26 protein-coding genes are annotated in these 26,670 nt (G+C 62.5%); 11 read left to right on the plus strand and 15 right to left on the minus strand.

The genetic code is table 11. From position 1 onward, the window contains the following. Positions 1–112 precede the first annotated feature (112 nt). Together AC1Q5S_RS00920 and AC1Q5S_RS00925 are read right to left on the minus strand one after the other, a co-directional pair. Positions 113–1,696, minus strand: coding sequence for a GMC family oxidoreductase (locus AC1Q5S_RS00920; protein ID WP_060984647.1), 1,584 nt, complete (start codon positions 1,694–1,696; stop codon positions 113–115). Positions 1,697–1,759: 63 nt separating this feature from the next. Continuing rightward, complete coding sequence (locus AC1Q5S_RS00925) at positions 1,760–3,211, minus strand: aldehyde dehydrogenase family protein (protein WP_082753188.1); 1,452 nt, start codon at positions 3,209–3,211, stop codon at positions 1,760–1,762. 54 nt (positions 3,212–3,265) lie between these two features. On the opposite strand from AC1Q5S_RS00925, the gene AC1Q5S_RS00930 reads away from it, so the two are divergent. From AC1Q5S_RS00930 to AC1Q5S_RS00980, 11 genes are all read left to right on the plus strand, one after another. Beyond that, a complete protein-coding gene (locus AC1Q5S_RS00930) occupies positions 3,266–4,195 on the plus strand; it encodes a methane monooxygenase/ammonia monooxygenase subunit C (protein WP_165961701.1) in 930 nt (309 codons plus the stop codon). A 143-nt stretch (positions 4,196–4,338) separates the two neighbouring features. Continuing rightward, on the plus strand, positions 4,339–5,085 hold the full coding sequence (locus tag AC1Q5S_RS00935) for a methane monooxygenase/ammonia monooxygenase subunit A (protein ID WP_060984650.1): 747 nt from the start codon (positions 4,339–4,341) through the stop codon (positions 5,083–5,085). A 14-nt stretch (positions 5,086–5,099) separates the two neighbouring features. Next, positions 5,100–6,347 (plus strand): bacterial ammonia monooxygenase, subunit AmoB, encoded by a 1,248-nt coding sequence (gene amoB / locus AC1Q5S_RS00940; protein WP_492238229.1) that lies wholly within the window; start codon positions 5,100–5,102, stop codon positions 6,345–6,347. An 80-nt stretch (positions 6,348–6,427) separates the two neighbouring features. Then, on the plus strand, positions 6,428–6,940 hold the full coding sequence (locus AC1Q5S_RS00945; protein ID WP_133156845.1) for a hypothetical protein: 513 nt from the start codon (positions 6,428–6,430) through the stop codon (positions 6,938–6,940). Between the two features lie 178 nt (positions 6,941–7,118). Then, the gene (locus AC1Q5S_RS00950) at positions 7,119–9,167 is read left to right on the plus strand and encodes a PQQ-dependent dehydrogenase, methanol/ethanol family (protein ID WP_243721779.1); all 2,049 of its coding nucleotides are present in this window, start codon (positions 7,119–7,121) and stop codon (positions 9,165–9,167) included. Positions 9,168–9,353: 186 nt separating this feature from the next. Next, positions 9,354–9,848, plus strand: a complete 495-nt coding sequence (locus tag AC1Q5S_RS00955) for a hypothetical protein (RefSeq protein ID WP_060984654.1) — start codon at positions 9,354–9,356, stop codon at positions 9,846–9,848. Positions 9,849–9,949: 101 nt separating this feature from the next. Next, the gene (locus AC1Q5S_RS00960; protein WP_060984655.1) at positions 9,950–10,420 is read left to right on the plus strand and encodes a DUF2147 domain-containing protein; all 471 of its coding nucleotides are present in this window, start codon (positions 9,950–9,952) and stop codon (positions 10,418–10,420) included. After that, the gene (locus tag AC1Q5S_RS00965) at positions 10,417–10,803 is read left to right on the plus strand and encodes a copper resistance CopC family protein (RefSeq protein ID WP_210436170.1); all 387 of its coding nucleotides are present in this window, start codon (positions 10,417–10,419) and stop codon (positions 10,801–10,803) included. Before AC1Q5S_RS00960 ends, AC1Q5S_RS00965 begins: the two co-directional genes overlap by 4 nt. Beyond that, positions 10,804–12,984 (plus strand): c-type cytochrome, encoded by a 2,181-nt coding sequence (locus tag AC1Q5S_RS00970; RefSeq protein WP_066786158.1) that lies wholly within the window; start codon positions 10,804–10,806, stop codon positions 12,982–12,984. 124 nt (positions 12,985–13,108) lie between these two features. After that, positions 13,109–13,282 (plus strand): hypothetical protein, encoded by a 174-nt coding sequence (locus tag AC1Q5S_RS00975; RefSeq protein WP_156445181.1) that lies wholly within the window; start codon positions 13,109–13,111, stop codon positions 13,280–13,282. Positions 13,283–13,314: 32 nt separating this feature from the next. Further along, positions 13,315–14,067 carry a glucose 1-dehydrogenase gene (locus tag AC1Q5S_RS00980; RefSeq protein WP_060986774.1) on the plus strand — a complete coding sequence of 251 codons (753 nt, stop codon included), beginning with the start codon at positions 13,315–13,317 and terminating at the stop codon, positions 14,065–14,067. 290 nt (positions 14,068–14,357) lie between these two features. Here AC1Q5S_RS00980 and AC1Q5S_RS00985 read toward each other — a convergent pair whose 3' ends face one another. From AC1Q5S_RS00985 to AC1Q5S_RS01045, 13 genes are read right to left on the minus strand one after another with little or no spacing between them, the layout of a single operon-like run. Further along, the gene (locus AC1Q5S_RS00985; protein ID WP_060986775.1) at positions 14,358–14,801 is read right to left on the minus strand and encodes a PaaI family thioesterase; all 444 of its coding nucleotides are present in this window, start codon (positions 14,799–14,801) and stop codon (positions 14,358–14,360) included. Then, positions 14,798–15,676, minus strand: coding sequence for an SDR family oxidoreductase (locus AC1Q5S_RS00990; protein WP_060986776.1), 879 nt, complete (start codon positions 15,674–15,676; stop codon positions 14,798–14,800). Before AC1Q5S_RS00990 ends, AC1Q5S_RS00985 begins: the two co-directional genes overlap by 4 nt. Continuing rightward, a complete protein-coding gene (locus AC1Q5S_RS00995; RefSeq protein WP_060986777.1) occupies positions 15,673–16,536 on the minus strand; it encodes an SDR family oxidoreductase in 864 nt (287 codons plus the stop codon). Before AC1Q5S_RS00995 ends, AC1Q5S_RS00990 begins: the two co-directional genes overlap by 4 nt. Positions 16,537–16,547: 11 nt before the next feature. Continuing rightward, a complete protein-coding gene (locus tag AC1Q5S_RS01000) occupies positions 16,548–18,146 on the minus strand; it encodes an acyl-CoA carboxylase subunit beta (protein ID WP_060986778.1) in 1,599 nt (532 codons plus the stop codon). A 24-nt stretch (positions 18,147–18,170) separates the two neighbouring features. Continuing rightward, complete coding sequence (locus AC1Q5S_RS01005; RefSeq protein WP_060986779.1) at positions 18,171–18,668, minus strand: acyl-CoA carboxylase biotin carboxyl carrier protein subunit; 498 nt, start codon at positions 18,666–18,668, stop codon at positions 18,171–18,173. Positions 18,669–18,670: 2 nt separating this feature from the next. Beyond that, positions 18,671–20,149: an acetyl-CoA carboxylase biotin carboxylase subunit gene (locus AC1Q5S_RS01010; protein WP_060986780.1), complete on the minus strand. Its 1,479-nt coding sequence runs from the start codon at positions 20,147–20,149 to the stop codon at positions 18,671–18,673. Positions 20,150–20,178: 29 nt separating this feature from the next. After that, positions 20,179–21,384, minus strand: coding sequence for an ABC transporter substrate-binding protein (locus AC1Q5S_RS01015; RefSeq protein WP_060986781.1), 1,206 nt, complete (start codon positions 21,382–21,384; stop codon positions 20,179–20,181). 41 nt (positions 21,385–21,425) lie between these two features. Then, positions 21,426–21,860, minus strand: coding sequence for a hypothetical protein (locus AC1Q5S_RS01020; RefSeq protein ID WP_066786160.1), 435 nt, complete (start codon positions 21,858–21,860; stop codon positions 21,426–21,428). After that, a complete protein-coding gene (locus AC1Q5S_RS01025; RefSeq protein WP_133156843.1) occupies positions 21,857–22,051 on the minus strand; it encodes a hypothetical protein in 195 nt (64 codons plus the stop codon). The genes AC1Q5S_RS01020 and AC1Q5S_RS01025 overlap by 4 nt, the downstream gene beginning before the upstream one ends. 52 nt (positions 22,052–22,103) lie before the next feature. Further along, the gene (locus AC1Q5S_RS01030) at positions 22,104–23,150 is read right to left on the minus strand and encodes a branched-chain amino acid ABC transporter permease (protein ID WP_060986783.1); all 1,047 of its coding nucleotides are present in this window, start codon (positions 23,148–23,150) and stop codon (positions 22,104–22,106) included. After that, positions 23,150–24,022 (minus strand): branched-chain amino acid ABC transporter permease, encoded by an 873-nt coding sequence (locus AC1Q5S_RS01035; protein WP_060986784.1) that lies wholly within the window; start codon positions 24,020–24,022, stop codon positions 23,150–23,152. Before AC1Q5S_RS01035 ends, AC1Q5S_RS01030 begins: the two co-directional genes overlap by 1 nt. Further along, on the minus strand, positions 24,022–25,890 hold the full coding sequence (locus AC1Q5S_RS01040) for an AMP-dependent synthetase/ligase (protein ID WP_060986785.1): 1,869 nt from the start codon (positions 25,888–25,890) through the stop codon (positions 24,022–24,024). Before AC1Q5S_RS01040 ends, AC1Q5S_RS01035 begins: the two co-directional genes overlap by 1 nt. Further along, positions 25,887–26,669: an ABC transporter ATP-binding protein gene (locus tag AC1Q5S_RS01045; RefSeq protein WP_060986786.1), complete on the minus strand. Its 783-nt coding sequence runs from the start codon at positions 26,667–26,669 to the stop codon at positions 25,887–25,889. Before AC1Q5S_RS01045 ends, AC1Q5S_RS01040 begins: the two co-directional genes overlap by 4 nt. Position 26,670 lies beyond the last annotated feature (1 nt).

Below are 26,670 nucleotides of genomic sequence, written 5' to 3' on the forward strand. Positions count from 1 at the left end.
GGCCGGCCAGTGCGTTCGTAGGCACCGTGGTGCCTCGCGGAGGGAACTCACACCCATGGTTTGTGGGGTGAGGGAGGCGCTTGTTTGCGCACGCAATGGTGTGCGGTTGTGGCTAGCGCAAGATGGCCCGCGCGCACTTTTCGCCGATCACCATGCAGGGGGCGTTGGTGTTGCCGCCGATGATCGTCGGCATGATCGACGCATCGGCAACACGCAGTCCCGACAGCCCGTGCACCCGCAACTGATCGTCGACCACGGCCATCCCGTCGCGCCCCATTTTGCAGCTGCCCACGGGGTGATAAATGGTTTCCGCGGAGCGGCGGATGTAGGCCCGCAAATCTTCGTTGCTGGACACGCCGACGCCCGGGGCTACCTCGCCGCCGTTCACCGGGCGAAAGGCGTCCGCCTCAAAGATGCGCCGCGCAAGCTTCAGGCCGCGCAACATCTCGTCCCAATCGTCGGCATGGCTCAGGTAGTTGGGCTGGATCATCGGCGCGGCCAGCGGGTCGGCGTTTTTCAGGCCAATAAAGCCTCGGCTCTTTGGTCGCAACTGGCACATGTGCAAGGTGGCCCCGTAGCCGGGAGCGAGGTTCCGGCCGTGGTTGCGCAGATAGGTCGGCAGGAAGTGGAACTGCACTTCCGGCAACTCCGATTGCGGCGAGAGCTTGGCGAAGCCGCCGGTCTCGGCCACATTGCTGGACAGGAAGCCTTCGCGCTTGCGCCAGTATTGCCAGAGACCGGCAACCGCTCTTGGCAGAAAGCCGGGCGCCACGCCAACGGCTTGCTTGCTGCGGTCGCGGATCATCACCGTGACATCGAGATGGTCCTGCAGGTTCTGGCCCACGCCCTGCAGATCGGCCACGAGGCCGATGCCGTGCCGTGCCAAATCCTGCTTCGGACCGACGCCGGACAGCAGCAGCAACTGGGGCGAATTGATCGCACCGCCGCTCAGAACGATTTCACGCTCGGCTTCTATGCTTTGGCGCTCGCCCTTGCGCTCGATCTCGACCCCCACGGCCTGTCGGCCCGAGAAGAGGATGCGCGTGACATGGGCGCCTGTCAGCACCGTCAGGTTCGGCCGGTCCATGACAGGGTGCAGGAAGGCCCGCGCGCTGCTCCAGCGCTCCCCGTTCTTTTGGGTTACCTGGTGCGGCCCGGCCCCCTCCTGTTGGGCGCCGTTGAAGTCCATGTTGCGTGTAATGCCAGTTTGAACGGCGGCTTCAACGAACAGGTGCGACAGGGGGTTTGGCGAGCGCACATCCGCGACATTCAGCAGTCCATTGGTTGCATGATGCGCCGAGGCGCCGCGTTCGTTGTGCTCGTGTTCCATGAAGATCGGCAGCAGATCCTTGTAGGCCCAGCCGGCATTTCCCGCCGCCGCCCATTCGTCGTAATCAGCCTGGTGTCCGCGCATGTAGACCATGGCATTGATCGAACTACTGCCGCCGACTGTTTTGCCCCGCGGCCAGTACAGGCGACGGCCCCCGAGTTCGGCTTGCGGCTCGGTGTCAAAATACCAGTTGTACTTGCGGGTCGAGAGCAAGCCCACGAGGCCCATGGGCGTGCGGATCAGCGAGGAGTCATCGGACCGCCCCGCCTCGAGCAGGCAAACGCGGTTCGACGGGTCCGCGCTCAAACGGTTTGCCAGCACACAGCCGGCCGACCCGGCGCCTACGATGATGTAATCGAATTTCAAAACTTGTCCCAGGAGATTTATAAAAATAGAGTGGCACGGGCTACCTCCGTGCAACCGAGACCCTCAGACCAGACGCAGCGTCCAGTTGATCAGCCGCTGCGACAGATGGGTGTAGGGCGGGTAGAAGGTCGATGCCAGCAACAGCCAGGTCTTGACGATCGCGCGCTCATGGCTGAAGGCCTTGAACCCGTAGAGCCCGTGTGCGCTGCCCAGGCCGGAGTTGTTGACACCGCCGAAGGGCAAACGGCCGTGCAGGAACTGCACGACGCTGTGGTTGACGCAGGCGCCGCCCGAGCTCGTCTCGCGCAGCACCTTGTCGGCAAGCTTGCCATCCTTGGTCCAGATGTACAGCGCGAGCGGCTTGGGCTGGGCGTTGATTTTGCCGATGACCTCGTCGAGGTCACGGTACGCGATCACGGGCAGCAAGGGGCCGAAAATTTCCTCTTGCATGATCTTCGCGTCGGGGCTGACCTGGTCGATCAGCGACGGTGCAATGAATTTCTGATCGGCCTGGTGTTGCCCGCCCACGAGCACGCGGGCGCCCTTTTGCACGGAGTCGTCCATCAGATCGATCAGGCGTTGCGTGTGGCGCGGATTGACGATCCGCGCCAGGTTCGGACTGTTGCGCGTTGCGTCGCCCTCGCCGTAGGCCTTGGCCAAGGCGTCACGGCAGTGCTGGACAAAGGTTTCCTTGACCGATTCGTGGACATAGACGTGGTCCGGGGCGATGCAGGTCTGGCCACTGTTGGTGCACTTGGACCACATCAGGTTGGCCGCCGCGGCCTTCAGGTCCGCCGTGGCATCGACGATGGTCGGACTCTTGCCGCCCAGCTCCAGCGTCACGCTGGTCAGGTGCTTGGCCGCCGCCGCCATCACCACCCGGCCGATCGCTGGTGAGCCGGTGAAGAAGATGTGGTCGAACGGCAGGTCCAGCAGCGCCTGCGAGACCGAAGCATCGCCCTGGAACAGCGCCACCTCGTCTTCGGGAAACACCTCGCGCACGATTTCGGCCATGAGCGCCGTCAGGTGCGGCGTCATCTCCGAGGGCTTGAGAATCACCGTGTTGCCGGCGGCGATGGCCGAGATCAGCGGTCCGAAGGTCAGGTTGACCGGATAGTTCCAGGGCGAGATGATCAGGCAACGGCCTTTTGGTTCGCACTGCACGTAGCTCGAGGTGCCGAACATCAGCAGGGTTGGCAGAACCTTCTTCGCCTTCATCCAGCGGCGCAGATGGCGGCGTGCGTCGTTGGCCTCGGCCACAACCGGCAGGATCTCGGTCAGGTCGACCTCGGCGGCTGGCTTGCCAAAATCCATGGCGCCGGCGCGCTGGATGTCGGTTTGGCGCGCCAGAACGGCCCGCTTAAGGCGTTCGATCTTGTCGAGTCGCTGCGCGGCGGTTGACCTGCGAAGTCGCAATGCCGTCTCGCGTTGTGCAGCAAAGATGCGCTCTAGTTCCGGCTGGCCGACGTGATCGGCGGGGCCTACAAGACGCATTGCTGCGGAAGTCACTGACATTTTTTGTCTCCTTTATGTCGATTCATGTGTGGACCGAGTCTATGGAGATGCGCCATGAAAAACACCCTAACGAAAGTTAGGTGTGGCGCCGCAGACTTCGATCTACCATTTTCAGGACGGTGGCGCAAAGTCGTTCGCGAAGTAGTTCGCGCCATGCGGACCGGCGATGGTCAGTTTTTACTTCGCACAACAGGAGACATGACGATGAAAACAAGTTCGATTCAGAAGGCGGGTGCTGCTCAAGGCAGGCTTGGGGCACCGTGGGCCAAGTTCTTTATTGCTATTCTCAGTGCCGTGGTGGTGTTCACTGGTTACCGGATCTACTCGGAGGCCAGTGCCTTTACCTATGGCCTTGATTATTTCAGCCCTGAGTTTCAAGCCTATTGGATGCGACTCCTGTATGGGCAGTTGTTGCTGATCATCACTGTGGGCACGGGATCTCTCGCCTACCTCTGGCATACCCGTGTGCGTGATTTTTCGCAAATCGGGCCGCGCGAAGAGTTGCGCCGCTTGTTTGTGTTGATGGCTCAGTTATTGGGATTCGGGATACTCTTTTACGTGACAGGTTCGATCTACACGGAGGCGGATGCGGCTTGGCATCAGGTCACGATCCGGGATACCGATTTCACGCCCACTCACATCGGTCTCTTCTATTTCTGTGTGCCGGTGCTGATTTTCTGGGGCTTCATTTCGTTTGCCTATGCCCATACGCGGATTCCTCTCTTTGGCAAGCGCGTCTCCGTGCCGTTCGCGATCATTGTGACCGGCGCTTTCATGATCATGCCCAACGTTGGCTTCAATGAATGGGGGCACACTTTCTTCTATGCCGAGGAGCTGTTCGCCGCGCCGATTCACTGGGGCTTTGTGTTGCTGGGCTGGTCTGCATTCGCTGCGGGCGGGCTGCTCTTGCAAATCCTTGCCCGGGTGGCTGAACTTACGAGGCTGACGGCTTCCGCTGAGGATGATCTCCTGGCGGCCCGTTGATAAAGGATTGATGGCGCCCGATTGATTCAAAGGGGGGTGTCCAGGCCCTCCGATCGCGGGTTTCATGTGTGCTCGCTCCACGGCTTGATTGTTGTGGGGTGAGCATTTTCCCCTTTGCATATATTTGTTTTTGAAAGTTTTTCATGTCTATTTCGACATCAGCCATCGATAGCCCGCAGGAATTGGCGCGCGTGGATGCTCAGGTGGATTGGGTGGTCATTCCGCTGCTCGTTGTCCTTTTGGGTGCTATTTTCAGCTTCCAGTTTTCTTTGCTTGTGGGCGACTGGGATTTTTGGATGGACTGGAGGGACCGGCGCTATTGGCCACTGATAACACCGTTGGTGATGGTCACGCTCCCTGCCGTGTTTGGCTATGCCTTCTGGCGTTTGGTGCGGCTGCCGCTGGGCGGCACGTTGAGCATTCTTGCATTCACGCTGATGGCGTGGGTGAGCCGCTACCTGAATTTCCATGAATTTGCCGGTTTTCCGATGAATTTTGTGGTTCCGTCCACCCATATTGCCATTGGTCTGATGATCGATTGCATCTTGCTGCTCACGCGCAGTTTCTTTTTCACAGGAATCTTCGCGGGTTTTCTTTCCGGTTTGCTGCTCTGGCCGCTGAACTGGCCCTTGTTTGCGCCGTACATGGTTCCCGTCGAGATGCAGGGCACCTTGATGACCGTGGCGGACGTGATGGGCTTCGAGTACATCCGCACCGCCATGCCGGAATACGTGCGCATCATCGAGGAGAGCACCTTGAGGACGTTCGGTGATGCGGTGACGCCGCTGACGGCGGTGTTTGCGGCCTTTTTGACAGTCATGGCGTACTGGTTCTGGGTCTGGGTGGGCTCCCTCGCCTTCAGGCTCAAGTGGTTGCAGAAAGTCGTCTAATTCGAGGGACAATCATGAAATTCATAACAAAATTGTTTGCAGTCATTCAGACGCTGATTGTGGTAGGGGTTGCGTTCTCGGCACAGTTGGCATACGCCCATGGCGAAAAAGCCCAGCAGCCGGCCTTGCGCATGCGCACCGTGCATTGGTTTGATCTCGAGTTTTCGACGGCCAAGCTCGACGTCAACGAGATATTGGTGGTCAAAGGCAGATTCATTCCGTCCGAATCCTGGCCCCATCACGTTGCCTCCATCGAGGATGGCTCGGCCTTTCTCAATATCGGTGTACCCGGGCCATCCTTCGTTCGGCTGGAGACGCGCATCAACGGAACGCCCGGCATCCGCAGCACAACGTTCAAGCGGGGCGAGCGTTACGATTTCGTGGTCACGCTGAAGGCGCGCACACCGGGGCGCTACCACCTGCATCCGATCGTCAACGTCAAGGACGCCGGTCCCATGATCGGGCCCGGCCTGTGGGTCGAGGTCGGGGGTACCCAGGCGGACTTCCAGAACAGCATCAAGACGCTGCTTGGGCAAGAGCTTGACCTCGAGACCTACGGCTTCGCTCATTCCGTTGGCTGGTCGGTGGCGTGGATTGCGCTTGGTTTGCTCTGGTTTGGCTATTGGCTGACCAAGATACCCTTGATCATGCCGAGGTTCCGGCGGGTCAGCGCGCTGGGCGAGAATGCCGACGACATGATTACCGCGCGCGATCGCATGGTGGCGCTGGGGGTCCTGCTGGTCACGCTGATGCTCATCGTTGGTGGATACATCTATGCCAACGAGCGCTGGCCGATCACGACGCCGTTGCAGACCGGCAAGGTCGACACGGCCGTCCTGGAGCGCGAGCCCTCGCCGGTGATGGTGCGCATGGATGATGCCCGCTACCGCATCCCTGGACGAAGCTTTCGCATTGCGCTCACCGTGACCAATCACGGGAGCAGTCCCTTGAGCATCGGCGAGTTTGCATCCGGGGGGCTGCGCTTCATCAATGCAGCGGTGCAGCAGGTCAAGCCCAGAGATGCGGACGATCTGGTGGCATCCGACGCGCTGCGCGTGGAAGGCGGGCCGATTCAGCCGGGTAAAACACAGCAGATCGTGATCTATGCCGACGACGCGATGTGGGAGACGCAGCGCATGACGACCATGATTTCGTCCCCGGATGCGGTGGTGGCCGGCATGCTGTTCTTCTTTGATGCCAAGGGGCGCCGCTATCCGGTTGAAATCAGCGGGCCGATGATCCCCTTGTTCGGGGGGTACTGAGGATGCGCTTGATCCGAATACTGGGTTCCGCGCTGCTTGCAGTGGCCGCGGCATCCGCTTGGGCTCATGGCGGGGTCGGCATGGAGGACGACAAGTGCGTCTTGCGTGTCGGCAATAGCAGGACGGCTGACGCCCATTTTGCCGGCTACCAGCCCGAGCATCGGGCCAGTCAGGAGTTCTGCGAGGACATTCCCGAGGTCGGGCGTGCGGTGATGGTGATTGACTTCATCCAGCCCGCATTGCGCGAACGCGTGGTGGAGTTCCGGATACTTCGTGATGCCAGCGGGAAAGAGGCCATGGCGCGCTACGAGGATCTCGGTGACGCGGGCCGTATTGCGGCAGAGACCGTCGTGGCGCTGCCGGCCAAGACCTATCCGCGCGGCACCGTCACGCTGGATCACCGCTTCAGCGCAGCTGGATGGTATATCGGACTGCTCAGCGCGACCGACCCGGCCACCGGAAAGACCGAACATTCGGTGTTTCCGTTTCGGGTCGGAGTGCGCAATTATTGGAAGTACCTGCCATTTCCGCTGGTCTTGATGGGCGTGGCGCTGCTCCTGTACCGGTTCACCAGACCGCGGCGCAGAACCTGAATCACGGACATACCTCAAGACTCAAAACCAAAAAGGAGACAGCATGAAAAAAGGAGACACAATGAAGCATGGCTTCGATACGGTGGGTGGCGTCCGTCAAGGGAAAGCCGCCAAACGACCCGCAATCGCCGTGATGTTCGCAGTGGTTTCGCTGCTCGCCATGGCAGCGCCGGCTGCCATGGCCGAGGCGGCGAAGGGCTCGAAGGCGCACATTGCAGCCGTGACCAAGAAGGTCGATGGCGCATTCATCCGCGCCAACGAGGCGCGCACCAACGACTGGCCCAGCTACGGCCTGGACTATGCCGAGACCCGCTTCTCGCGCCTGAACCAGATCAATACCGCCAACGTAAAAGACATGGGACTGGTCTGGTCGTACAACCTCGAATCGACGCGCGGCGTTGAGGCCACACCGCTGGTGGTGGACGGCATCATGTATGTCAGCGCCTCGTGGAGCATTGTTCATGCGATCGATGTGCGCACCGGCAAGCGCATCTGGACCTTTGATCCCAAGGTGCCGCGCGAGATCGGCTACAAAGGATGCTGCGATGTGGTCAACCGTGGCGTCGCCCTGTATGAAGGCAAGGTCTATGTCGGTTCGTTCGACGGCCGCCTGATCGCGCTCGATGCGGCGAGCGGCAAAAAGGTCTGGGAAAAAGACACCATCATTGATCGCAAGTTCAGCTACACCATCACTGGTGCGCCGCGCGTGTTCAAGGGCAAAGTCATCATTGGCAACGGTGGTGCCGAATACGGCGTGCGCGGCTACATCACCGCCTACGATGCCAAGACCGGTGACCAGAAATGGCGCTGGTTCACGGTACCGGGCGATCCGAGCAAGCCGTTCGAGGATGAGTCCATGGCCAAGGCGGCCAAGACCTGGGATCCCAGTGGCAAGTACTGGGAAGCCGGGGGTGGCGGCACCGCCTGGGACACCCTGACCTTCGACCCCGAGCTCAACCTGATGTATGTGGGCACCGGCAACGGCTCGCCCTGGGCCCGCAGCAAACGCAGCCCCGCGGGCGGCGACAACCTTTATCTCGCATCCATCGTCGCGCTCGACCCCGACACCGGCAAGTACGTCTGGCACTACCAGCAGACCCCGGGCGACAACTGGGATTTCACTTCGACCCAGCCGATGATCCTGGCCGATCTGAAGATTGACGGCAAGCCGCGCAAGGTGATCCTGCATGCGCCGAAGAACGGCTTCTTCTTCGTGATCGACCGCACCAACGGCAAGTTCATCTCGGCGAAGAATTTCGTTGACGTGAACTGGGCCAGCGGCTATGACAAGGACGGACGCCCGATCGAAACGCCCATTGCGCGCGTGGCTGACCGGCCGCGCGAGATCATTCCCAGCGCCTTAGGTGCACACAACTGGCATTCGATGTCATTCAACCCGCAGACCGGGCTGGCCTACTTGCCGGCGCAGAGTGTGCCGCTCACGCTGATGGACAACAAGGACTGGACGTTCAACGGCGTGCGTCCGGGCGAACCGCAAAGCAACACGGGCTGGAACATAGCGACATTTGCCAACGTCGAGCCACCCAAGAGTGCCCCGTTCGGCAGGCTGATCGCCTGGGATCCGGTGCAGCAGAAGGCTGCCTGGACGCAGGAGCATGTGTCGCCGTGGAACGGCGGCACGCTGACCACCGCGGGCGATCTGGTGTTCCAAGGCACGGCCGACGGCCGCTTCATTGCCTTCAACGCGCGCAACGGCGAGAAGCTCTGGGAATCACCCACCGGAACCGGCGTGGTGGCTGCGCCATCCACCTACCTGGTGGACGGCAAGCAGTATGTGTCGATTGCGGTAGGCTGGGGCGGCTCATATGGATTGGACAGACGCGCCACCGACCGGCAGGGACCGGGCACGGTGTATACCTTCGCGGTCGGCGGCAAGGCGCCGATGCCCGAGTTCGTGAAGTACCGCATGGAAGAGCTGGTGGCTGGCGTGAAATACGACCCGGCCCAGGTGCCGGCCGGCACCGCGCTGTATGTCAGCAATTGCGTGCTTTGCCACGGCGTGCCGGGTGTTGACCGCGGCGGCAGCATTCCCAACCTGGGCTACATCGGGGCCGCCTATATCGAGAACCTGGACAAGTTCGTCTTCAAGGGTCCGGCCATGAGCCGGGGCATGCCTGACTTCACGGGCAAACTGAGCGCGGACGAGGTGGAGAAGATCAAGGCCTTCATCCAGGGAACGGCAGACGCGATACGTCCCCAGAAATGACCGTTGGCGCGAAGGAATGCCACGGGTGTCCATGTGCGAGTGCGAGTGCGTCAGCGCACGCACCGCCGAGGAGCGGAAGTCGCTGTGCAGGCTTGCATGCGCGCAGCGGATGACGGGCCGACGGTTCTTGCAGAGCTTTCGTGCCCGGTCGCTTGCCATGCTTGGTCAGAATACAAGGAGTCAACGATGAAATCGAAGCTGGGTGTTCGCAAGGTCTGTCTCGCTGCCCTGATCGGGGCGCTGGGCGCAACGGTGGCCGTGGCGGGAGAGCACGCGCACCATGGCCATGGCGCCAGTGGGAGTGTCCGCAAAGGCGAGGCGCTGGACGTGAAGGCCTTGCCATCGCTGCGCATCGTGTCGCCGCTTGCCGGGGCGCAGCTCGGCCCCGACATCAAGGTCGAATTCGAGACCGGCGCCGATCTGGAGCAGATGACGATGGGCGCCAAGACCGTTGGCGTTCACCTGCACGTTGACATCGATGGCACCTCGCTGATGCCGACGATGAGGGAACTCGCGCGCGTGGGCAAGAACCGCTACCGCTACGTTTTTGACCTGCCGCTCGAAGCGGGCGCGCACGTCATCAGCGTGTACTGGTCCGATGCATCCCACAAGACCATCGAATCATCGGTACAGAAGGTAAGTGTGGTGGTCGTTCCGAATCGGGGCAAGGTCAAGCCATAAACATACAGTCAGATCGTCCCTGAGATCAATGGATACGGGTGCAAATAGTCAGCAAAGCAATAGCGCCGTCGGCCAATGGAGTCGTTTCCCGATTACCCACAATGAAAGAAAACCTCATGGAAATCGAAAAAACATTGAAAAGCGCACTCGCTATCGCTTTACTTGCTTGGGTAGCCGTTCCTGCTTTTGCGCAGGACACACCCGTCGGGCTCTGGAAGACGATTGACGACGACGGCAAGACCGTAAAGACATTGATCCGCATCAGCGAATCGGCTGGCGTGATCAGTGGCACCATAGAAAAGCTGCTAGACCCGATGGCGGCGACCGTCTGCGCGAAATGCACCGATGAGCGCAAGGACAAAGCGGTGGTCGGGATGATGATTATTCGCGGCATCAAGCGCAATGCCGAGGATGTCACGCTGTGGGACGGCGGAGAGGTGCTCGACCCAGAGAACGGGGCGACCTACCGGCTGCGTCTGCGGCCCGCCGACGGGGGCAAGAAGCTCGAGGTTCGAGGCTATATCGGTGTGCCAATGCTAGGGCGCTCGCAAACCTGGGTGCGCGCAGAGTGAACGCCCGGCGCGAGATGGCTTCGTGTCTCGTCGCGGTGCTGGCCCTGGCCGGCACCAGCGCAGCCTGGGCGCATGCGGCGCTGGTCAAGTCGGAGCCGGCGCGCCGAGCCACGCTATCGAAGCCGCCGCCGCAGGTGCGGCTGTGGTTCAACGAGCGGCTGGAGCCCGCGTACGCAACGATCAGCGTGATCAGGGACGGCGCCGGTCCGGTCGCAACGTCGAAGGCCCAGGTGGACAAGGACGACCCCAAACTGCTGGTCCTGCCCTTGCCCGTGCTCGTGCCGGGTGCCTATACCGTGAAATACCGGGTGCTCTCGGTCGATGGCCACACCGTCGACTATGGCTATACCTTCAGCGTCGAGAGCGGCGGCGCCGGCAAGTAGATGGAATGGCTCGGCACCATGCTGCGCTGGCTGCAGCTGACCAGCGGCGTGGTGCTGCTCGGCGGCTTTGCGCTGCTGCTGCTGGCTCCTGCAGATCACACCAGCCCGGCGGCCACACGTTGGCGACGTGTTGTCATGGCGGTCGCGCCCTGGTTGTTGGCCCTGTCGCTGGTCGCCGCTGTCGGTCTGCTGATGCTGCAGGCGGCCTCGGTCAGCGGCCGCGGCGAAGCCGTCTTTGAAGGGGCCGAATGGCTGCGGCTGCTGGAGCGGACCCGCTACGGCGCGGTCTGGCAGGTGCGGCAGGCCATCGCCTTGCTCATGCTGCTGCTCTTGCTCGCACGCGAACCCCTGTTCACCCGGTTCGGTGAGCGGGCCGTCACGGTGGCGCTGCTGGGCCTGGCGGTGGCGATGAATGCGAGCGCCGCATTTTCCGGGCACGGTGCCGCGACCGAGCCGGTCTGGCTGGCAGGAACCGGCCATGCGCTGCACCTGCTGGCAGCAGGCGCCTGGGCCGGCGCGCTGCCGGCACTGGCCTACGGCGTGTACCTGGCGGCCAGCGGACACGATCCCCTTTGGCGCCCGATGTTTGCCTTGCTGCTGCGCCGCTTCTCGCTGCTGGCCACCATTTGTGTGGCCCTGATCGTTGCCTCCGGCCTGCTCATCACCTATTTGCAGTTTGGCGCACCCACGCGTTGGCCGGCCCGCAGCGATGACCTCTTGGGCGGCCTGATGACGGTGATCGAACGCAGCTTCGCGCCCTTGCTGAGCACCCCGTTCGGCCTGCAGGTGCTGGCCAAGCTGGTGCTGCTGGCGCTGGTGCTGCTGTTGGCGGCGCGGATTCGCTGGGTCTGGATGCCCCGCCTGGGCAGCGGCGCGCACGGGCAGGGCGGCGTGTGGCGCGCGGTGGCTGGTCTGCTCAGGGTTGAGCTCGGCATCGTGATGCTGATCCTTGTTTTTGCGGCCGGGCTGACTGGCACGCTGCCCGCGGCCCATGACCAGATGGTCTGGCCGCTGCCGTTTCGCTTGTCGATCGCGGCCAACTGGGGCCAGAAGGGGGTGGCGCTCAAGGTCGCGGGGGCCGCACTGCTGGCGCTCGGGGGGCTGGCCGTGCTGTGGCATACCGCCTGGTCGGGCGCTGGCGGCAATGTGACCCCGGGGGGGCGCCGTATCCGTCTGGGGGCTGCCGCGCTGGCAACTGTCGCGGGGCTGGTCTTTGGGCTGCACACGCTGTCGGTGCCTGCCTACCCCGACACCTACCGGCGCACCGATATCAGCTACAACGCGGTGTCGGTGGCGCGCGGTGCGGCGCTGTTCTCCCGGCACTGCATCAGCTGCCACGGTGCGGGAGGCAAGGGGGACGGGCCGCTGGCGGCCCGCCTGCCCGCCAAGCCTGTGGACCTCACCGAGCCGCATACAGCGCTGCACACGGCCGGCGACCTGTTCTGGTGGCTGACCCACGGCAAGCCGCAAACCGCCATGCCCGGCTTCGCCCAGGAGATGACGCCCGAGCAGCGCTGGGACGTCGTGAACTTCCTGCGCGCCTTCTCCGCCGGGTTTCAGGCCCGCATCCTGACGCCACAGATCGTGCCCGGCCAGCCCTGGCTCGGCCCACCCGACTTCGACTTCGTGGATCAGTTCGAGCAAACGGGTTCGCTCAAGACTTACCGGGAGAACAAGGAGAGCAAGGCTGTGTCGCGGGAGTCGGGGATCTGCCAGTCCAACCCCACGCCGCTGCTCAATGAAGAGAGGGAGAACAAGGCCGTGTTGCTGGTTTTTTACTCCTTGCCCTTTTCGGAGCAGCGCCTCGGCAAACTGGCGAGTGCTTATCCTCAGCTAAGAGCGCGCGACACGGAGGTGCTGTCCATCGCGCTGCCGGGAACGAAGCCGCCGTCCGTTCGGTTGCCGTTTCCGCTGGTGACGGACGGGGCGCAGGAGGCAGCGGCTGCCTACTTGTTGTTCAGGCGCACGCTGGGCAACGCCGGCAAGACCGTGCTGGGGGAGGTCCCGCCGCACATGGAGCTGCTGATCGACCGCTTCGGCTATGTGCGTGCGCGCTGGCTGCCGCAAGATGGCGAGGAGCAAAATGACGCGTGGCGCGACCTGCAGTTCCTGCAGCGCCAGATCGAACAGATCCACCGCGAGCCGGCGATCCTGCCGCCGCCTGATGAGCATGTGCATTGAGCGGTGTCGCGCGACGCCACCCGAGCGCCACGGCGTCCGGGTGCCGGAGGCTGATGCATGACCAAAGGCAAGATTCACAAAGGTGAGACAGTAAGTAGCTGTCGCAACCGAAGCGAGGGAACCAATGAGCGAATTGATCACATCAGAACAATTGCCGCTGTGGATTCCGGGCGAGCTGACCGCGGACATCCCCGGCAAGACCACCACCGTGTACTTCTACATGGCCGGTCTCGGTGCCTACCGGCATCGGCTCAGCGAGGTCAAGAACCAGGGCTACCAGGGTTTCAAGTTGCAGTAAGGCATTTTCGCCATATCAACCAAGTAGAGATCATGAAACGTGTACAGGACAAAGTCATTCTCGTCACCGGCGGCGCCATGGGCATGGGGCAGTCGCACTGCGAATTGCTCGCCTCGCAGGGTGCCTGGGTGTTTGTTGCCGACATGGATGCGGCCAAAGGCCAGGCCACGGTGGACGGTATTCGAAAAAATGGCGGCAAGGCCGATTTCATTTCGCTCAACGTCACGAAGGAAGCGGACTGGAACGCCGCGGTGAGCCGGATCGTCGAACGCGCGGGCCGCATCGACGTCCTGATCAACAATGCCGGCATCCTGATCCTCAAGCCCGTGCAGGACACCACCAGCGAGGAGTGGGATCGCATCTTCGACGTCAACGTGCGCGGCGTCTTCATCGGCACGCGCGCCGTGATCCCGGCCATGCAAAGGAACGGTGGGGGCAACATCATCAACATCTCGTCGATTTACGGCCTGGTCGGCGCCCCCAGCGCCAGTGCTTATGAGGCCTCGAAGGGGGCGGTCCGCCTGTTCACCAAGTCCTGCGCGGTGGACCTGGCGCCCTTCAACATCCGCGTCAACTCGGTGCATCCGGGTGTGATCGAGACGGCCATGACGAAGGATCTGCTGTCCACCCCGGAGATGCGTGCGGCCGTTCTCGGGCCGACGCTGCTCAAACGTCCCGCCAAGCCGATCGAGGTGTCGCAGGCGGTGCTCTTCCTCGCGTCCGACGAATCGTCCTTTGTGCACGGCGCGGAACTGGTGGTCGATGGCGGGTACACCGCCAACTAATCCCCTCCAACCGCAAACCTTGCTGGCGGAAACCTTCGGGGCGTCGGCCGGTTCCCTGCGGTCGGCGTTCTTGCACAAGCAACAGAATTTCCAACCAAGGGAGGCACCCAAATTCAGGGAGCGGCCAATCAACGGCTTTTCATGACGGGATTGGCTGAAAGAAAGTTCGTACTGCCTTCTGATGCGCACCGGCGCTCCCGCGCCTTATGCGCAGAGTCGCCCCTGGAAATGATCGAAGTCGAACTCCCGCCGCCGGGGCCCGGCCAGGTGCTGGGCGAGGGCGTCACCGATCAGATGCTTTTGACCAGCGACTTGGTATAGATGCGGTAGGTGCCGATGCCGCGCGAAACGATGTCACCGTCGAGTGCATCGAGCGTTACTTTCACGGAGACGTAGGCCAGTGTCTTGCCGATGTGGTCTGGCGTTGCCGATGCAAATAGAATCCCCGCGTTGACCGCACGCATGAAATCCACGGTGAGCGTGACCGTCACGGACGACTGTATAAGCTGGCCGCTGCCAGGGATGGGCCGGTCAATCAGCGATCTGCCCCCGACCGCATCGAGTAAAGTCAAGGGCACGCCGCCGTGCAGCACGCCGTGGGGGTTGAGGTGGTCGCGCCGGATCGGCAGCTGGAAATACAGGCCGCGCTCGTTGTGCAGGATGTCGTATCCCACGAGCTGCTGAAACGGCCCGTGGAAGTAACTTGCCGGCGCAGAAGGGTCTTGCGCGCTCAAGTGGGTTCCACTTTGAAATAGTCCGGCTTGCCGGCAGGCCAGAACTCACCCCACAACAGCATTCCGCCCTCGACATTGAGCACCTCGCCGGTGATGAATTTGCCGGATGGCCCCGCCAGGTACACCACCGCTTCGGCGATGTCCTGCACGTCGCCGGCGCGTTTCATCGGGTTGCAGGAATAAAAGGTGGCAACGTTTTCTTCCCGGTAATTGTTGAAGCCGTTGCTTTCGATGGCTCCGGCGCCGATGCAGTTGAGGCGGATGCCGTGTTCGGCCCACTCGATGGCCAGCGTGCGCGACAGCGCGATCACGCCGGCGCGCGAAGCGGTGGTGTGCGCCATGCCTGTGAGGCCGCGGTCGATGGCGGCGGTGATGTTGACGATGTTGCCGGGCCGACCCTGCTCCACCCAACGCTTGGCCGCACCTTGCATCATGTACCAGGTGCCGTTCAGGTTGGTGTCGATCACGGCGTTCCAGCCTTTGACGGTGAAGTCCATCGCATGGGCGGCGAACTGGCCGCCAGCATTGTTGACCAGCACGTCGATGCCACCGAAACGCTCCCAGACCGCGGCCAGCAGGGCGTCCACCTGCTCGGGGTCGCGGATCGTCATGGGGTAGATGAACACCTCGCGGCCCGAAAGCGCCCGCAGTTTTTCGGCGCAGTCCTCAAGCTTGTCGGCCTTGCGCCCGCAAAGGGCAACCGTGGCGCCAAGTCGCGCAAACAGGAAGGCGATGGCCTTGCCGATGCCGCTGCCGGCGCCCGATACCAGCACCACCTTGCCGGCGAAAAGGTCGTCGCGGTAAACCGTGGGCAACGCGGCCAGGGCTTCGTCGCCCGGGCCGAACCTGGGGTGTTGTGTGGCGGCCGAATTCATGTGCTCACCTTGAAGTAGTCGGGTTTGGCGATGGTCCAGGCCTCGCCCCAGAGCACACCGCCGCCATCCACCGTGAGCAGCTCGCCCGTGATGAACTTGCCGCTGGGCGCGCTGAGGTACACCACGGCTTCGGCGACGTCCTGCACGTCGCCGACATGCTTCATCGGGTTGGCTCCGGCGAAGGCTTTCACCGCCTCGGGTGAATACTGCCGGAAGCCCGTGCTGGCAATCGCGCCTGGTGCGATGCAGTTGACCCGGATGCCGTATTGCGCCCACTCCACCGCGACCGTCTTGGACAGGTAGGTGACCGCGGCGCGCGCGGCGCAGGTGTGGGCCACGCCCGGCATGCCGCGCTGGAAGGTGGCGACGATGTTGACGATGTTGCCCTGGGTGCCGGTGTCCCGCCAGCGGCGGGCCAGTGCCTGCATCATGTACCAGGTGCCGTTGAGGTTGGTGTCGATCACCGCTTTCCAGCCCTTGACGCTGTAGTCCAGCGCCCGCTGCGGAAACTGCCCGCCGGCATTGTTGACCAGTACGTCAACGCGGCCAAAGTGCCGCCAGACAACGTCGATCAACTGTTCGACCTGCTCGGGCTCGCGAATGTTGGTGACTTGCACCAGAACGTCGGGGCTGCCCAGCCGGCGCAACCACTCGGCGCAGGATTCGAGTTTGGCCGGGTCTCGACCGCAGATCACGAGCCGGGCACCGAGCCGTGCGTAGAGGAAGGCAATCGCCTTGCCGATGCCGCTGCCAGCGCCGCTGACGATGGCCACCTGCCCGGCGAAGAGTCTTGGCTGGTAGACGGTGGGACGGGCGGCGAGGGCCTCGTCGTCGAATCCGAAGGGAGTGGGTTCGGTCATGGGGCGCGCCTTTAGAAACGGAAGATACCGTAGCGCGGATCGGCGATGGGCGCGTGCGCTGCCGCTGACAGGGCCATGCCCAGCGCATTGCGGGTATCGACTGGCGCCAACAGTCCATCGTCCCACAGGCGCGAGGTGCCGAAATAGGCGTTGGACTCGCGCTCCGCCTTTTCGTAGACCCGTTGCCGCAGTGCCTTCATTTCATCCGCGTCGGGTTCGTTCCCCTTGCGCCGCAACTGTGCGATTTTTACGTCGGCCAGGGTGTTTGCCGCCTGCTCTGGCCCCATCACGCCCATATGCACGTTGGGCCAGGCCCAGAGCATGCGCGGGTCCCAGGCACGGCCGCACATGCCGTAGTAGCCGGCGCCGAAGGCGGCGCTGGTGATGACCGTGAACTTGGGTACCTCACTGCCAGCCTGGGCCATCAGCATTTTTGCGCCGTCCTTGGTGATGCCTTCCATTTCGTAGCTGCGGCCTATCATGTAGCCGGTGGTGTTTTGGAGAAACAGCAGTGGCGTGCGGTTCTGGTTGCACAGCGAGATGAAGTGCGCCGCTTTCTTGGAGCTGTCGCTGAACAGCACGCCGTTGTTGGCCAGGATGCCCACGCGGTAGCCCCAGATGTAGGCGTAGCCACAGATCAGCGTGGTGCCGTAGGCCGGCTGGTATTCGTGGAAACGGCTGCCATCAACGATGCGGGCAATGAGCTCGCGCTGATCGAACTGAACCTTATGGTCGGGCGAAACGATGCCATGGATTTCGTCCGGGTCGTAGTAGGGCGCCTCGGGCTCGCGCTCGGGCAGGAAGCTGCGCGTCGGCGGCTTGAACTGGGCCACGATCTCGCGGCAGATTTCAAACGCATGCGCTTCGCTGTCGGCTGGATAGTCCACCGTGCCTGAAACCTGGGTGTGCAGGTCGCAGCCGCCGATCTCGTCAGCGGTGTGCTCCTCGCCGGTGGCAGCCTTGACCAGCGGCGGGCCGCCCAGGAACACCCCGCCGGTGCCACGCACGATGATGCTGTAGTCGCACAGCGCCGGAATGTAGGCGCCGCCGGCCGTGCAGTGGCCGAAAACGATGGCGACCTGCGGTACGTTGGCTTTCGACAGCAGGCACTGGTTGCGGAAAACCTTGCCGCCCTCGATGTACACGCCCGAGAGTTCTTCGAGAAAGGCGCCGCCGCTGTCGCACAGGTGGATCACCGGCAAATGGTTTTCCAGCGCGATGTCGAGCAGGCGGCTGAGCTTGCGCGGCGTCAGGGTGTACCAGACGCCGCCCTTGACGCTGGAGTCGTCGGCGTGGATCAGCACTTCACGGCCACTGACCACACCCAGGCCGGTGACGACGTTGGCGCCCGGGACCTCGCCGTTGTAGTCATCGCAGGCAGCCAGGGCCGAGAATTCGAGGAAGGGCGTGCCGGGGTCGAGCAGCAGATCCAGGCGCTCGCGCACCAGCAGCTTGCCCTGATCGCGCACACGCTTGATCTCGTGCGCCGGGCGCTGGTGGCGGGTGATCTGCATGCGCTCACGGTACTTCGCGACAATGGCTGTCATTGCCTTGTAGTTGCCACGGTACGCCGGGGACGAAGTGTCGATGCGGGATTCGATACGTTTCATGGTGTGAGTCAAACGTGTTGGGGCTCAGGCGTCGGCCAGCGTCAACAAAATTGCCTTGAGGCCGAAGGTGGCGCCAACGCCAAAATGCACGGCCTGTATGCGCGCCTCGCGGGGCGCGAACAGCGTGGTTTCGAGCTTCATGCTCTCGATCACCATCAGCGGCTGGCCGGCGTTCACCATGTCGCCCTCGCACACCTGGACGGCGATGACGGTCCCGGGCATCGGTGCGACCAGTGTGTCGGACGCGCCGGTGCGGGCTTGTCCGGCACCACCCGCGGCGTCCACCGTCTCGATCTCGATGGCGCCGCTGAGGTTGCTGTGCAAGAAAGCCGACTTTTCACTGCAAGCGACCCAGACAGCGTGTTCCTGTCCGTCGATGTGGAAGCGCTGGCGGCCGTCGGGCAGTCCTTCGGCGCGCGCGTCAATGCGACGACCGTCTCGCACAATGGAAAATCCTCCATGGATGCTGCGGGTTACCACAACGTCATGGGTTTGTCCGTCTATCAGGTAGCGTCGGCGCATCGTCAATTCCTCCAGGCACCCATTGCGGCATGCATCGAGGGCACGCTGCGCACCGAGCGCAGCAACTCGCGATCAGACAGCACGGCCGCGACGATGGCCATGTCGGTGTCGGCCTCGCTCTGAGGTGGGGCGCGCAGCTCGTCGGCGCAGCGCGTCAGCATGCCGGTGTCGGCTCGGCCTTCCATGAATTCGGGGTGCAGCAGAACACGGGTCAGGTAGCGCGCATTGGTGGTCAGGCCCAACAGCACGGTGTCCTGCAGCGCGTGCACTGAACGCGCGATGGCCTCGTCGCGCGTGGCGCCGTGGCAGATGATTTTGGCGATCATCGGGTCAAAGGCGGCGGTCACGGCCTGGCCTTCGCGCACGCCTGAGTCGACGCGCACGCCAGGCCCCGCAGGCGCTTGCCAGCGCAGGATTTTGCCGATGGCCGGGCGGAAGTCATGCGCCGCGTCCTCGGCATAGAGCCGGCACTCAATGGCATGGCCTTGCTGCGCGATATCGGACTGGGCGAAGGCCAGTGGCTCGCCGCGCGCCACCCGCACCTGCTCGCGCACCAGGTCGATGCCCGTGACCATCTCGGTCACCGGGTGCTCGACCTGCAACCGCGTGTTCATCTCCAGAAAATAGAACTCGCCACCGGCGCCATAGATGAATTCAACCGTGCCGGCGCCGCGGTAGCCGCATGCGCGGGCAATGCCCGCCGCAGCCTCGCAGATATCGAGCCGCTGCTTGCCGGTCAGCGCGGGCGAGGGGGTTTCCTCGATGATCTTCTGGAAGCGCCGCTGCACCGAACATTCGCGCTCCCACAGGTGGACAACCTGGCCGGATTCATCGCCCAGCACCTGCACCTCGATGTGGCGCGGGCGCTCGACGTAGCGTTCGACGAACAGGCGGCCGTCGCCAAAGTAGCGCTCGCCCTCGCGGCGCGCGGTGGCAACCTCGGCCTCGAGCTGGGCCAGGTCGCGCACGATGCGCATGCCCTTGCCGCCACCACCTGCCGAAGGCTTGATCAGCAGCGGAGAGCCCACTTGGCGGGCGCGTTCGAGAAAAGTCGCCGGGTCCTCGTCCTCGATCGCGCCAGGCGCGACGGGAAATCCGCGTTCGGCCACAAAGTTGCGGGCACGCACCTTGTCACCCATCAGCTCAATGGTGTCGGCACGCGGCCCGATGAACACGATGCCTGCCTGCATCAGAGCACGGGCAAAATCCGCGTTCTCGGACAAGAAGCCGTAGCCGGGGTGTACCGCCTGCGCCCCCGTGCTGCGGCAAGCTTCGACGATTTGGGCGATGTCGAGGTAGGCTGCCACCGGCGTCGCACCGTGCAGCTCGACGGCCTGGTCGGCTTCGAGTACAGCCGGACTACCGGCATCCACCGCATGGTGAGCAACCACGGTGGAAAGCCCCATGGCCTTCAGACTGCGGTGAATCCGCAGCGCGATTTCCCCCCGGTTGGCGATCAGAACTTTTTGGAATACCGGCATATGAGGACAGGTCAATGGCGACGCAGGTATCAGTCAAGCACCGGCAGGGGCTCGGATGCACGCTCGAATCGGGCGTTCTTGGCATCTGAGCGCAATACCAGAATACTGCTTGGCGAGTGGCGAACTCCGGGCGCGAAGCTGATCGGTGATGCCAGGCCATCGGTGCTGAAGTTTTTTGTCGCTTCGAGCTTGTCGACCACGCAGGCGCGCGTCAATGCCTTGCCACAGCGTTTGATGGCATCTTCCATCAACAGCGCGCCAACGTAGGCCGTGATCGAGTAGCGGTTGAGCGATTTCAGCTCGTCTGATGAAAGGTACTTCTGGGCCAGTCCCATGAACTTGGCCATCCCCGGGACAGACAGGTCTGTCAGAGGCGGCACGTAGTCGGCGACGAAGTAGCCATCTCCCGCGGCGCCGGCGAGCGCCTGCACCGGGGTCAGATGGGCCGAGTGCACCGCCAGAATGGTCAGCGGCATCTGGTTTTTGGCAGCTTCCTTCATCAGCATGGAGTGCTCGGCCACCACGCCACCCGACAAGAGGAAGGTCGCTCCGGCCTGCTTCAGGCTGAGCATCTCGGCCGAGAAATCCTTGGTGCCGCGTTTGAAGGAGATATCGGACACGCTGTTGAGTCCGAGTTCCTTGACGGCCTTCTGGTAGCCACAACGCACGTCGCTGCCGAACTCGTCGTCCTGGTAGACGATCGCGAACTTCTCCTTCTGCAGCTTCCTGCTCGTCACCATGGACTTCATCGCGGTGCTGACCTCCTGGCAATAGGTGGGCCCGACCACGAACACGGTCTTGTTGGGTGGCGTGAAATGCGCTGCCGCCACCGCCATGGCGTTGATCGTCGGGATCTGCTGCTCGTTGATGTAGGGAAGCATCGCCTGCAACATCGCCGACCCCGAGGTGCCGACGAGCCCGAAGATGTTCTCGACCTCGACCAGTTTCTTGACGCCTTGCAAGGCGCGCTGTGGCACGTAGCCGTCGTCGTCCTGGCGGATATCCACCTTGCGGCCGTTGATGCCTCCGCGAGCGTTAACGTCTTGTTCCCACACCCTCAAGGCGAGCATATGGGCCTTGCCCAGCAGGCTTGGCGGGCCGCTGACGGGCGTCACCGAGCCGAGAACGATCTTGGTGTCGGTCACGCCAGGCTCCGCTGCTACCGGTGTTGCGGCAAGGCCGACCGCAATGCCGATCAGGCTGGCGACCGCGAGTCTGTTGAGTTTTTGAATCATGAAAGGTACTCCTCTATCAATGGGTGAGACGTGGATGGAGCTCATTGCTCGACGAGAAAATCGAATGCACGTTCGAACTTGCCAGTGGTCACGTTAGCCTTCAGCAGGATGGGGCGCGTGCCGGACTGGTGGATATTGGGTCCAAACGTGAGCGGCGCCATGATCCCGTCGCGGTTGAAATTTTTCGTTTGCCGCAACTTCTCGACCACGCAGGCCCGCGACGGGTTGTTGCCACAGGCGACCAGGGTCGCTTCCACGAGTTGCGCGCCGACATGTTGGGTCTGCGGGTATCGAATCAATGGCTTTAATTCGTCCGCGCTCAAGTGCTTGTGGGGCTGTGCGGCTCGCCTGCCGATGCACTGTTCCTTCACGGCTTGGGCGTGTTCACATTGGAGCTCAGTGCCGAGACTATCCTTCTGGCAGACCAGTCCAAACTTGGTGCTCTGCAGTTCTTGAGAAATCACCAGATGTTTCATGCTCGCAGCGACCTCGTGGAATAGGTCACACCGATATTGAACAGCGTCTGGAGCGGCGGATTGCCGATGATGCTCTGCGGTCCTCTGAGCGGAATCACCACACCAAGCACTTTTTCGCTGGTCACAACTGGATCGGCTGCATGAGCGCTACCAAGGGAATAGCGGATGGCCAACGTGTGGATTTTTCGCATCTCAGGTTTCCTTTTGAGCATCAGCAGCGGCGGTCGTCCCCCGCCGCGGTGCTTAGAAGCGGAAGGGCCAGTTGGTCCAGTAGTGCTTGATGTCGCGCCAGCGTCCCACCAACCCGTCGGGTTCAAAGCGCAGGAACAGCACGATCGCGAGCCCGTATATCACGCCTTTGATTTCGTAGGCGGCAGTGGAGCCCGACCCGCCGAAGCTGGCGCCGATCATGCCGAACACAAAACCCAGTCCTTCATTCAGCAAGACGATAAAAGCAGTGCCGAGCAAGGCTCCGGCCACCGTGCCGAGTCCACCGACGATGAGCATCGAGAGTGCCTCGATCGATATCAGCAGGCTGAAGCTGTCGACATTCAGGTAGCGTGTGTAAAACGCCAGCAGTCCGCCGGCGATTCCCGTGTAGAAGGCGCTGATCATGAACGCCAGCAACTTGTAGCGGATCAGGTTGACGCCCATCGCCTTGGCGGCGATGTCATGCTCTCGAATGGCCAGGAAAGCCCGGCCGATGCGACTGCGCAGGATGTTCAGGGTAATGAAGGTGAACACCACCAGGAATGCGAGAACCACGTAGTAGTAACCGCGCTCGGCGCCAAGTGGGTGGCCGAACAAGGAGGGCTGCGGGACCGTCAGGCCTTCCGACCCACCCGTGAGGGTGCCGCCATTGAGAATCAGATGGTTGATGATCACGGCGAAGGCCATTGTCGTAATGGCCAGGTACAGGCCCTTGAGCCGCAGCGACGGTATGCCCACGATGACGCCCGCGATGGCTGCGCTCACGCCGCCGGCCAATATGGCCGGCGGCATTGACCAACCCAGCTTGCTGGCCACGATGCCGGCCGTGTAGGCGCCGACCGCCAGAAACCCGGAGTGCCCGAGCGAGATCAGCCCGGTGGTGCCGGTCAGCAGATTGAGGCCCAGCACCCCCACCGCCGTGATCAGGAGCAGCAGCAGCACAGATACGTAGTACGTGGGCAACACCAGCGGCGCCGCGAGCAGGAACGCCACCAGCACACATGACCAGAAGACGACAGCGACCGAGTCGGTCAGTGCCAGCAGTTCCCGATAGTTTTGCTTGAAATTTCCGCTACGCATCAGACACGCTCGATATCAGGTTTGCCGAACAGGCCGTAGGGTCTGACCATGAGGACGACGAGAATAAGGACAAAACCGGCGATTTCTTTCATGCCGCGGCCAATGTAACCTTCGGACAGGTTTTCGACGACGCCGATCAGAACGCCACCCAGCGCGGCACCGAACACCGAGTCCAGTCCGCCGAGAATCACCGCCGGAAAGCTGCGCAGACCCGTTGTCCACATGCCGGGATTGACGTCGTAGATGACGCCGATCAGCACACCGGCAATGGCGGCGAGACCGGCCGACAGGGCCCACGACAGCGCGAAAATGCGCTTGACATTGATCCCCATCAGCAGCGCCGCGGTCTGCAGGTTGGCGGTCGCGCGCATCGCGATGCCGACCCGTGAATAGCGGAAGAAGGCCCAAAGACCGACCAGCACCGCGGCCATGAGTCCCAAGGCGTAGAGTTGTGCCGGGTACAGACCGGCCGGCCCGATCCTGATGACTTCGGTGGACAGGCCTGTATTCAGCGGCATCGGGTCGGCGCCCCAGATGAGCACGACTACCGAGCGCAGAATCACGGCCAGCCCGATGGTCACCATCACCGTCGAAAAGACCGGCTGGCCGAGCATGGGCCGGATCAGCAAAACCTCGACCACCAGACCGATCAGTACCGAGATCGCCACCGTTGCCGCGAGCATCGGCCAGAAGCCAAAGTGCAAGGTGCCCGCCAGGGTGAATGCGATGTAGGACACCAGCATCATCATCTCGCCCTGGGCGAAGTTCACCACGCCGGTGGCGCGGTAGATCATCGCAAAGCCCATGCCGATGAAGCCATAGATCAGACCGACGGCCATACCGGAAATGAGCAGCTGAAGAAAATAGTCCATCAGGCAGTTCCCCCGCCGTAAATGATCGCGATCTCGCGAGAAAAAGTCTTTTCGATCACGTTGCGGCGCACTTTCTGGGTGGCGGTGAGTTCACCGTCATCGTGGTCGAGTTCCTTTTCCAGGATCAGGAACTTGCGGATATTTTCGACTCGCGCAAACAGTTTGTTGACGCGCTTGACGTCTTCGTCGATCAGCTCGCGCACCTCGGGCAGCAAGGCCAGGCTCTTGTAGGTGGTGTAGGCCAGCTTGCGCTCCTGTGCCCACTTGCCCACCGTTTCGTAGTCGATCTGGATCAGCGCGGACAGAAAATGGCGGCCGTCGCCCAGAATGATGGCTTCGCGCACGTACAGGCTGTCCTTGAGTGCGTTCTCGATTTCGGACGGGGCGATGTTCTTTCCCCCGCTGGTGATGATGATGGCCTTCTTGCGGTCGAGGATCATCAGTTCGCCGTTGTCGGCGAGTGCCACGATGTCGCCGGTGTGCAGCCAGCCATCGACCACGGTCTTGGCGGTGGCGCCATCGTCGTGGAGATAGCCCTTGAACACGGCGGGGTGCTTGACGATCAGCTCGCCGTCGTCGGCGATCTTCCAGTTCAGGCTGTCGATCGGCAGTCCGGTGGCGCCCAGCCTGGCCGCTTTTTCATGCTGGAAGAAGACCACCCCCCCGGACTCGGTCATGCCGTACACCTGGAACACCGGAAGACCGAGGACGCGGAAAAACTTCAGCACTTCGGGCGAGACGCTGGCGCCGCCGCAGAACCCGCAGCGCATGCGGTCCAGACCGATGAACTTTTGCAGGTTGCGAAACATCACCAGCCAGAGCAGGAAGAACTGCAGCCGGTCGGAGAGTGAGCGCCGTCCTCCTCGTGCCTCGACGCGCTCGAACAGCCGCTGTCCGGCCGCCATGCAGCGCGAGAAGGCCCAGCGTTGAAAGCGCGAGGCGTCCTGCATGCGGATCAGAATGCCTTGCTGCAATTTCTCCCAGATGCGCGGCACGCCCAGAAACACCGTGGGCGCAATCTCGCGCAAATTGACGGCGACGGTGTCGATCGATTCGGCGTAGTTGACCACGCCGCCAGTGAGCAGGTGCAAAACGGTCGAGAAGGCGCGTTCCGCCACGTGGCACAGCGGCAGGTAGCACACCACCTCGTAGTTGTGACGGTCCAGCCTGAAATGGGTCTTGAGCTTGTCCACCGTGACGATCAGGTTGCGGTGTGAGAGCATTGCGCCCTTTGGGGGTCCGGTGGTTCCCGAGGTGTAGACGAGCATGCATGTGTCGTCGGGCTGGGTTTGCTCAATGGCACGATCAAATGCTCTCGCGTTCTCGGGCGACGATGCAAAGTACTGGTCGCCGAGTTCGAGTACATCCTCGAACGACATCAGCTTGTCGAGCTTGTAGCCGCGCATGCCTTTCATGTCGGCGCAGATGATCTTTACCACATCGGGCAAACCGGTCGCGTGCTTGTCCATCGCATCGAGCACCTTGTCCACCTGCTCCTGGTCGCCGCAGACCACGAACTTGCTGTTCGAGTGATGCACGATGTACTGTAGTTCCGGCCACGGATTGGTGGGATAGATCCCCACCACCACGCCGCCGATGGCCTGCGTGGCCAGGTCGGCGAACATCCACTCCGGGCTGTCCTCGCTGGCGATGGCCAGCCGGTCGCCCTTGTCGAAGCCCAGGGACTTCAGTCCCAGGGCGAAGCGGCGCGCCGTTTCGAAATAGTGCTGCCAGGTCATCCGGTTCCAGATGCCGTAGTCCTTTTCTCGAAAGGCCAGCGAATCCGGAGTGCTCTGCGCCCAATGCTGCAAGAGTTGGGGGAGGGTGGCGTTGCCGTCGCGCAGCTTGGCGTCCAGGGCGTAGATCACGCAGCCTCCTTTGTTTTGCTGCCCAGGTAGGCGTCGATCACCGCCGGGTTGGCCGATATCTCGGCGGGCGTGCCTTCGCCGATCTTGCGCCCGAAGTTGAGCACACAGATACGGTCGGAGATGTCCATCACGATGCCCATGTCATGCTCGACCATCAGCACCGAGATCCCGAGCTCGTCGCGGATGTCGAGCACGAAGCGGGCAATGTCTTCGGTTTCTTCGCTGTTCATTCCCGACACCATTTCGTCCAGCAGCAGCAGCTTGGGTTGCGTGGCCAGTGCGCGCCCGAGTTCGACCCGCTTTTGAAGCCCGTAGGACAAGGTGCCCACCGGCATGTTGCGGACCTCCTCGATTTCCAGAAAATCGATGATCTCCTCGACCTTGCGGCGGTGCTCCATTTCCTCGCGCCGCGCCCGCCCGAAGAACCAAGAGGCATCCAGCACATTCGTGGCCATGTGGCAATGGCGACCTACCAGAAGGTTGTCCACCACGCTGGCATGCTTGAATACTGCCAGGTTCTGGAAAGTTCGGCCGATGCCGATGGCGGCCAGACGATGCGCGGGCACACCCGTGATGTCGTGGCCGTCGAAATGCACCGTGCCGCTGCTGGGCTTGACCACACTGCTGATCATGTTGAACGTTGTCGTCTTGCCGGCCCCGTTGGGGCCGATCAGCGAATAGATCTCGCCGCGCTTGACGTGAAAGCTGACGCCGGCCACGGCCTCGACGCCGCCGAAGCGCTTGGACAGGGTTTCGACCCTCAGCAAATCGTCGTTCATG

Source organism: Acidovorax sp. GW835-FHT14B10, from assembly GCF_058793725.1.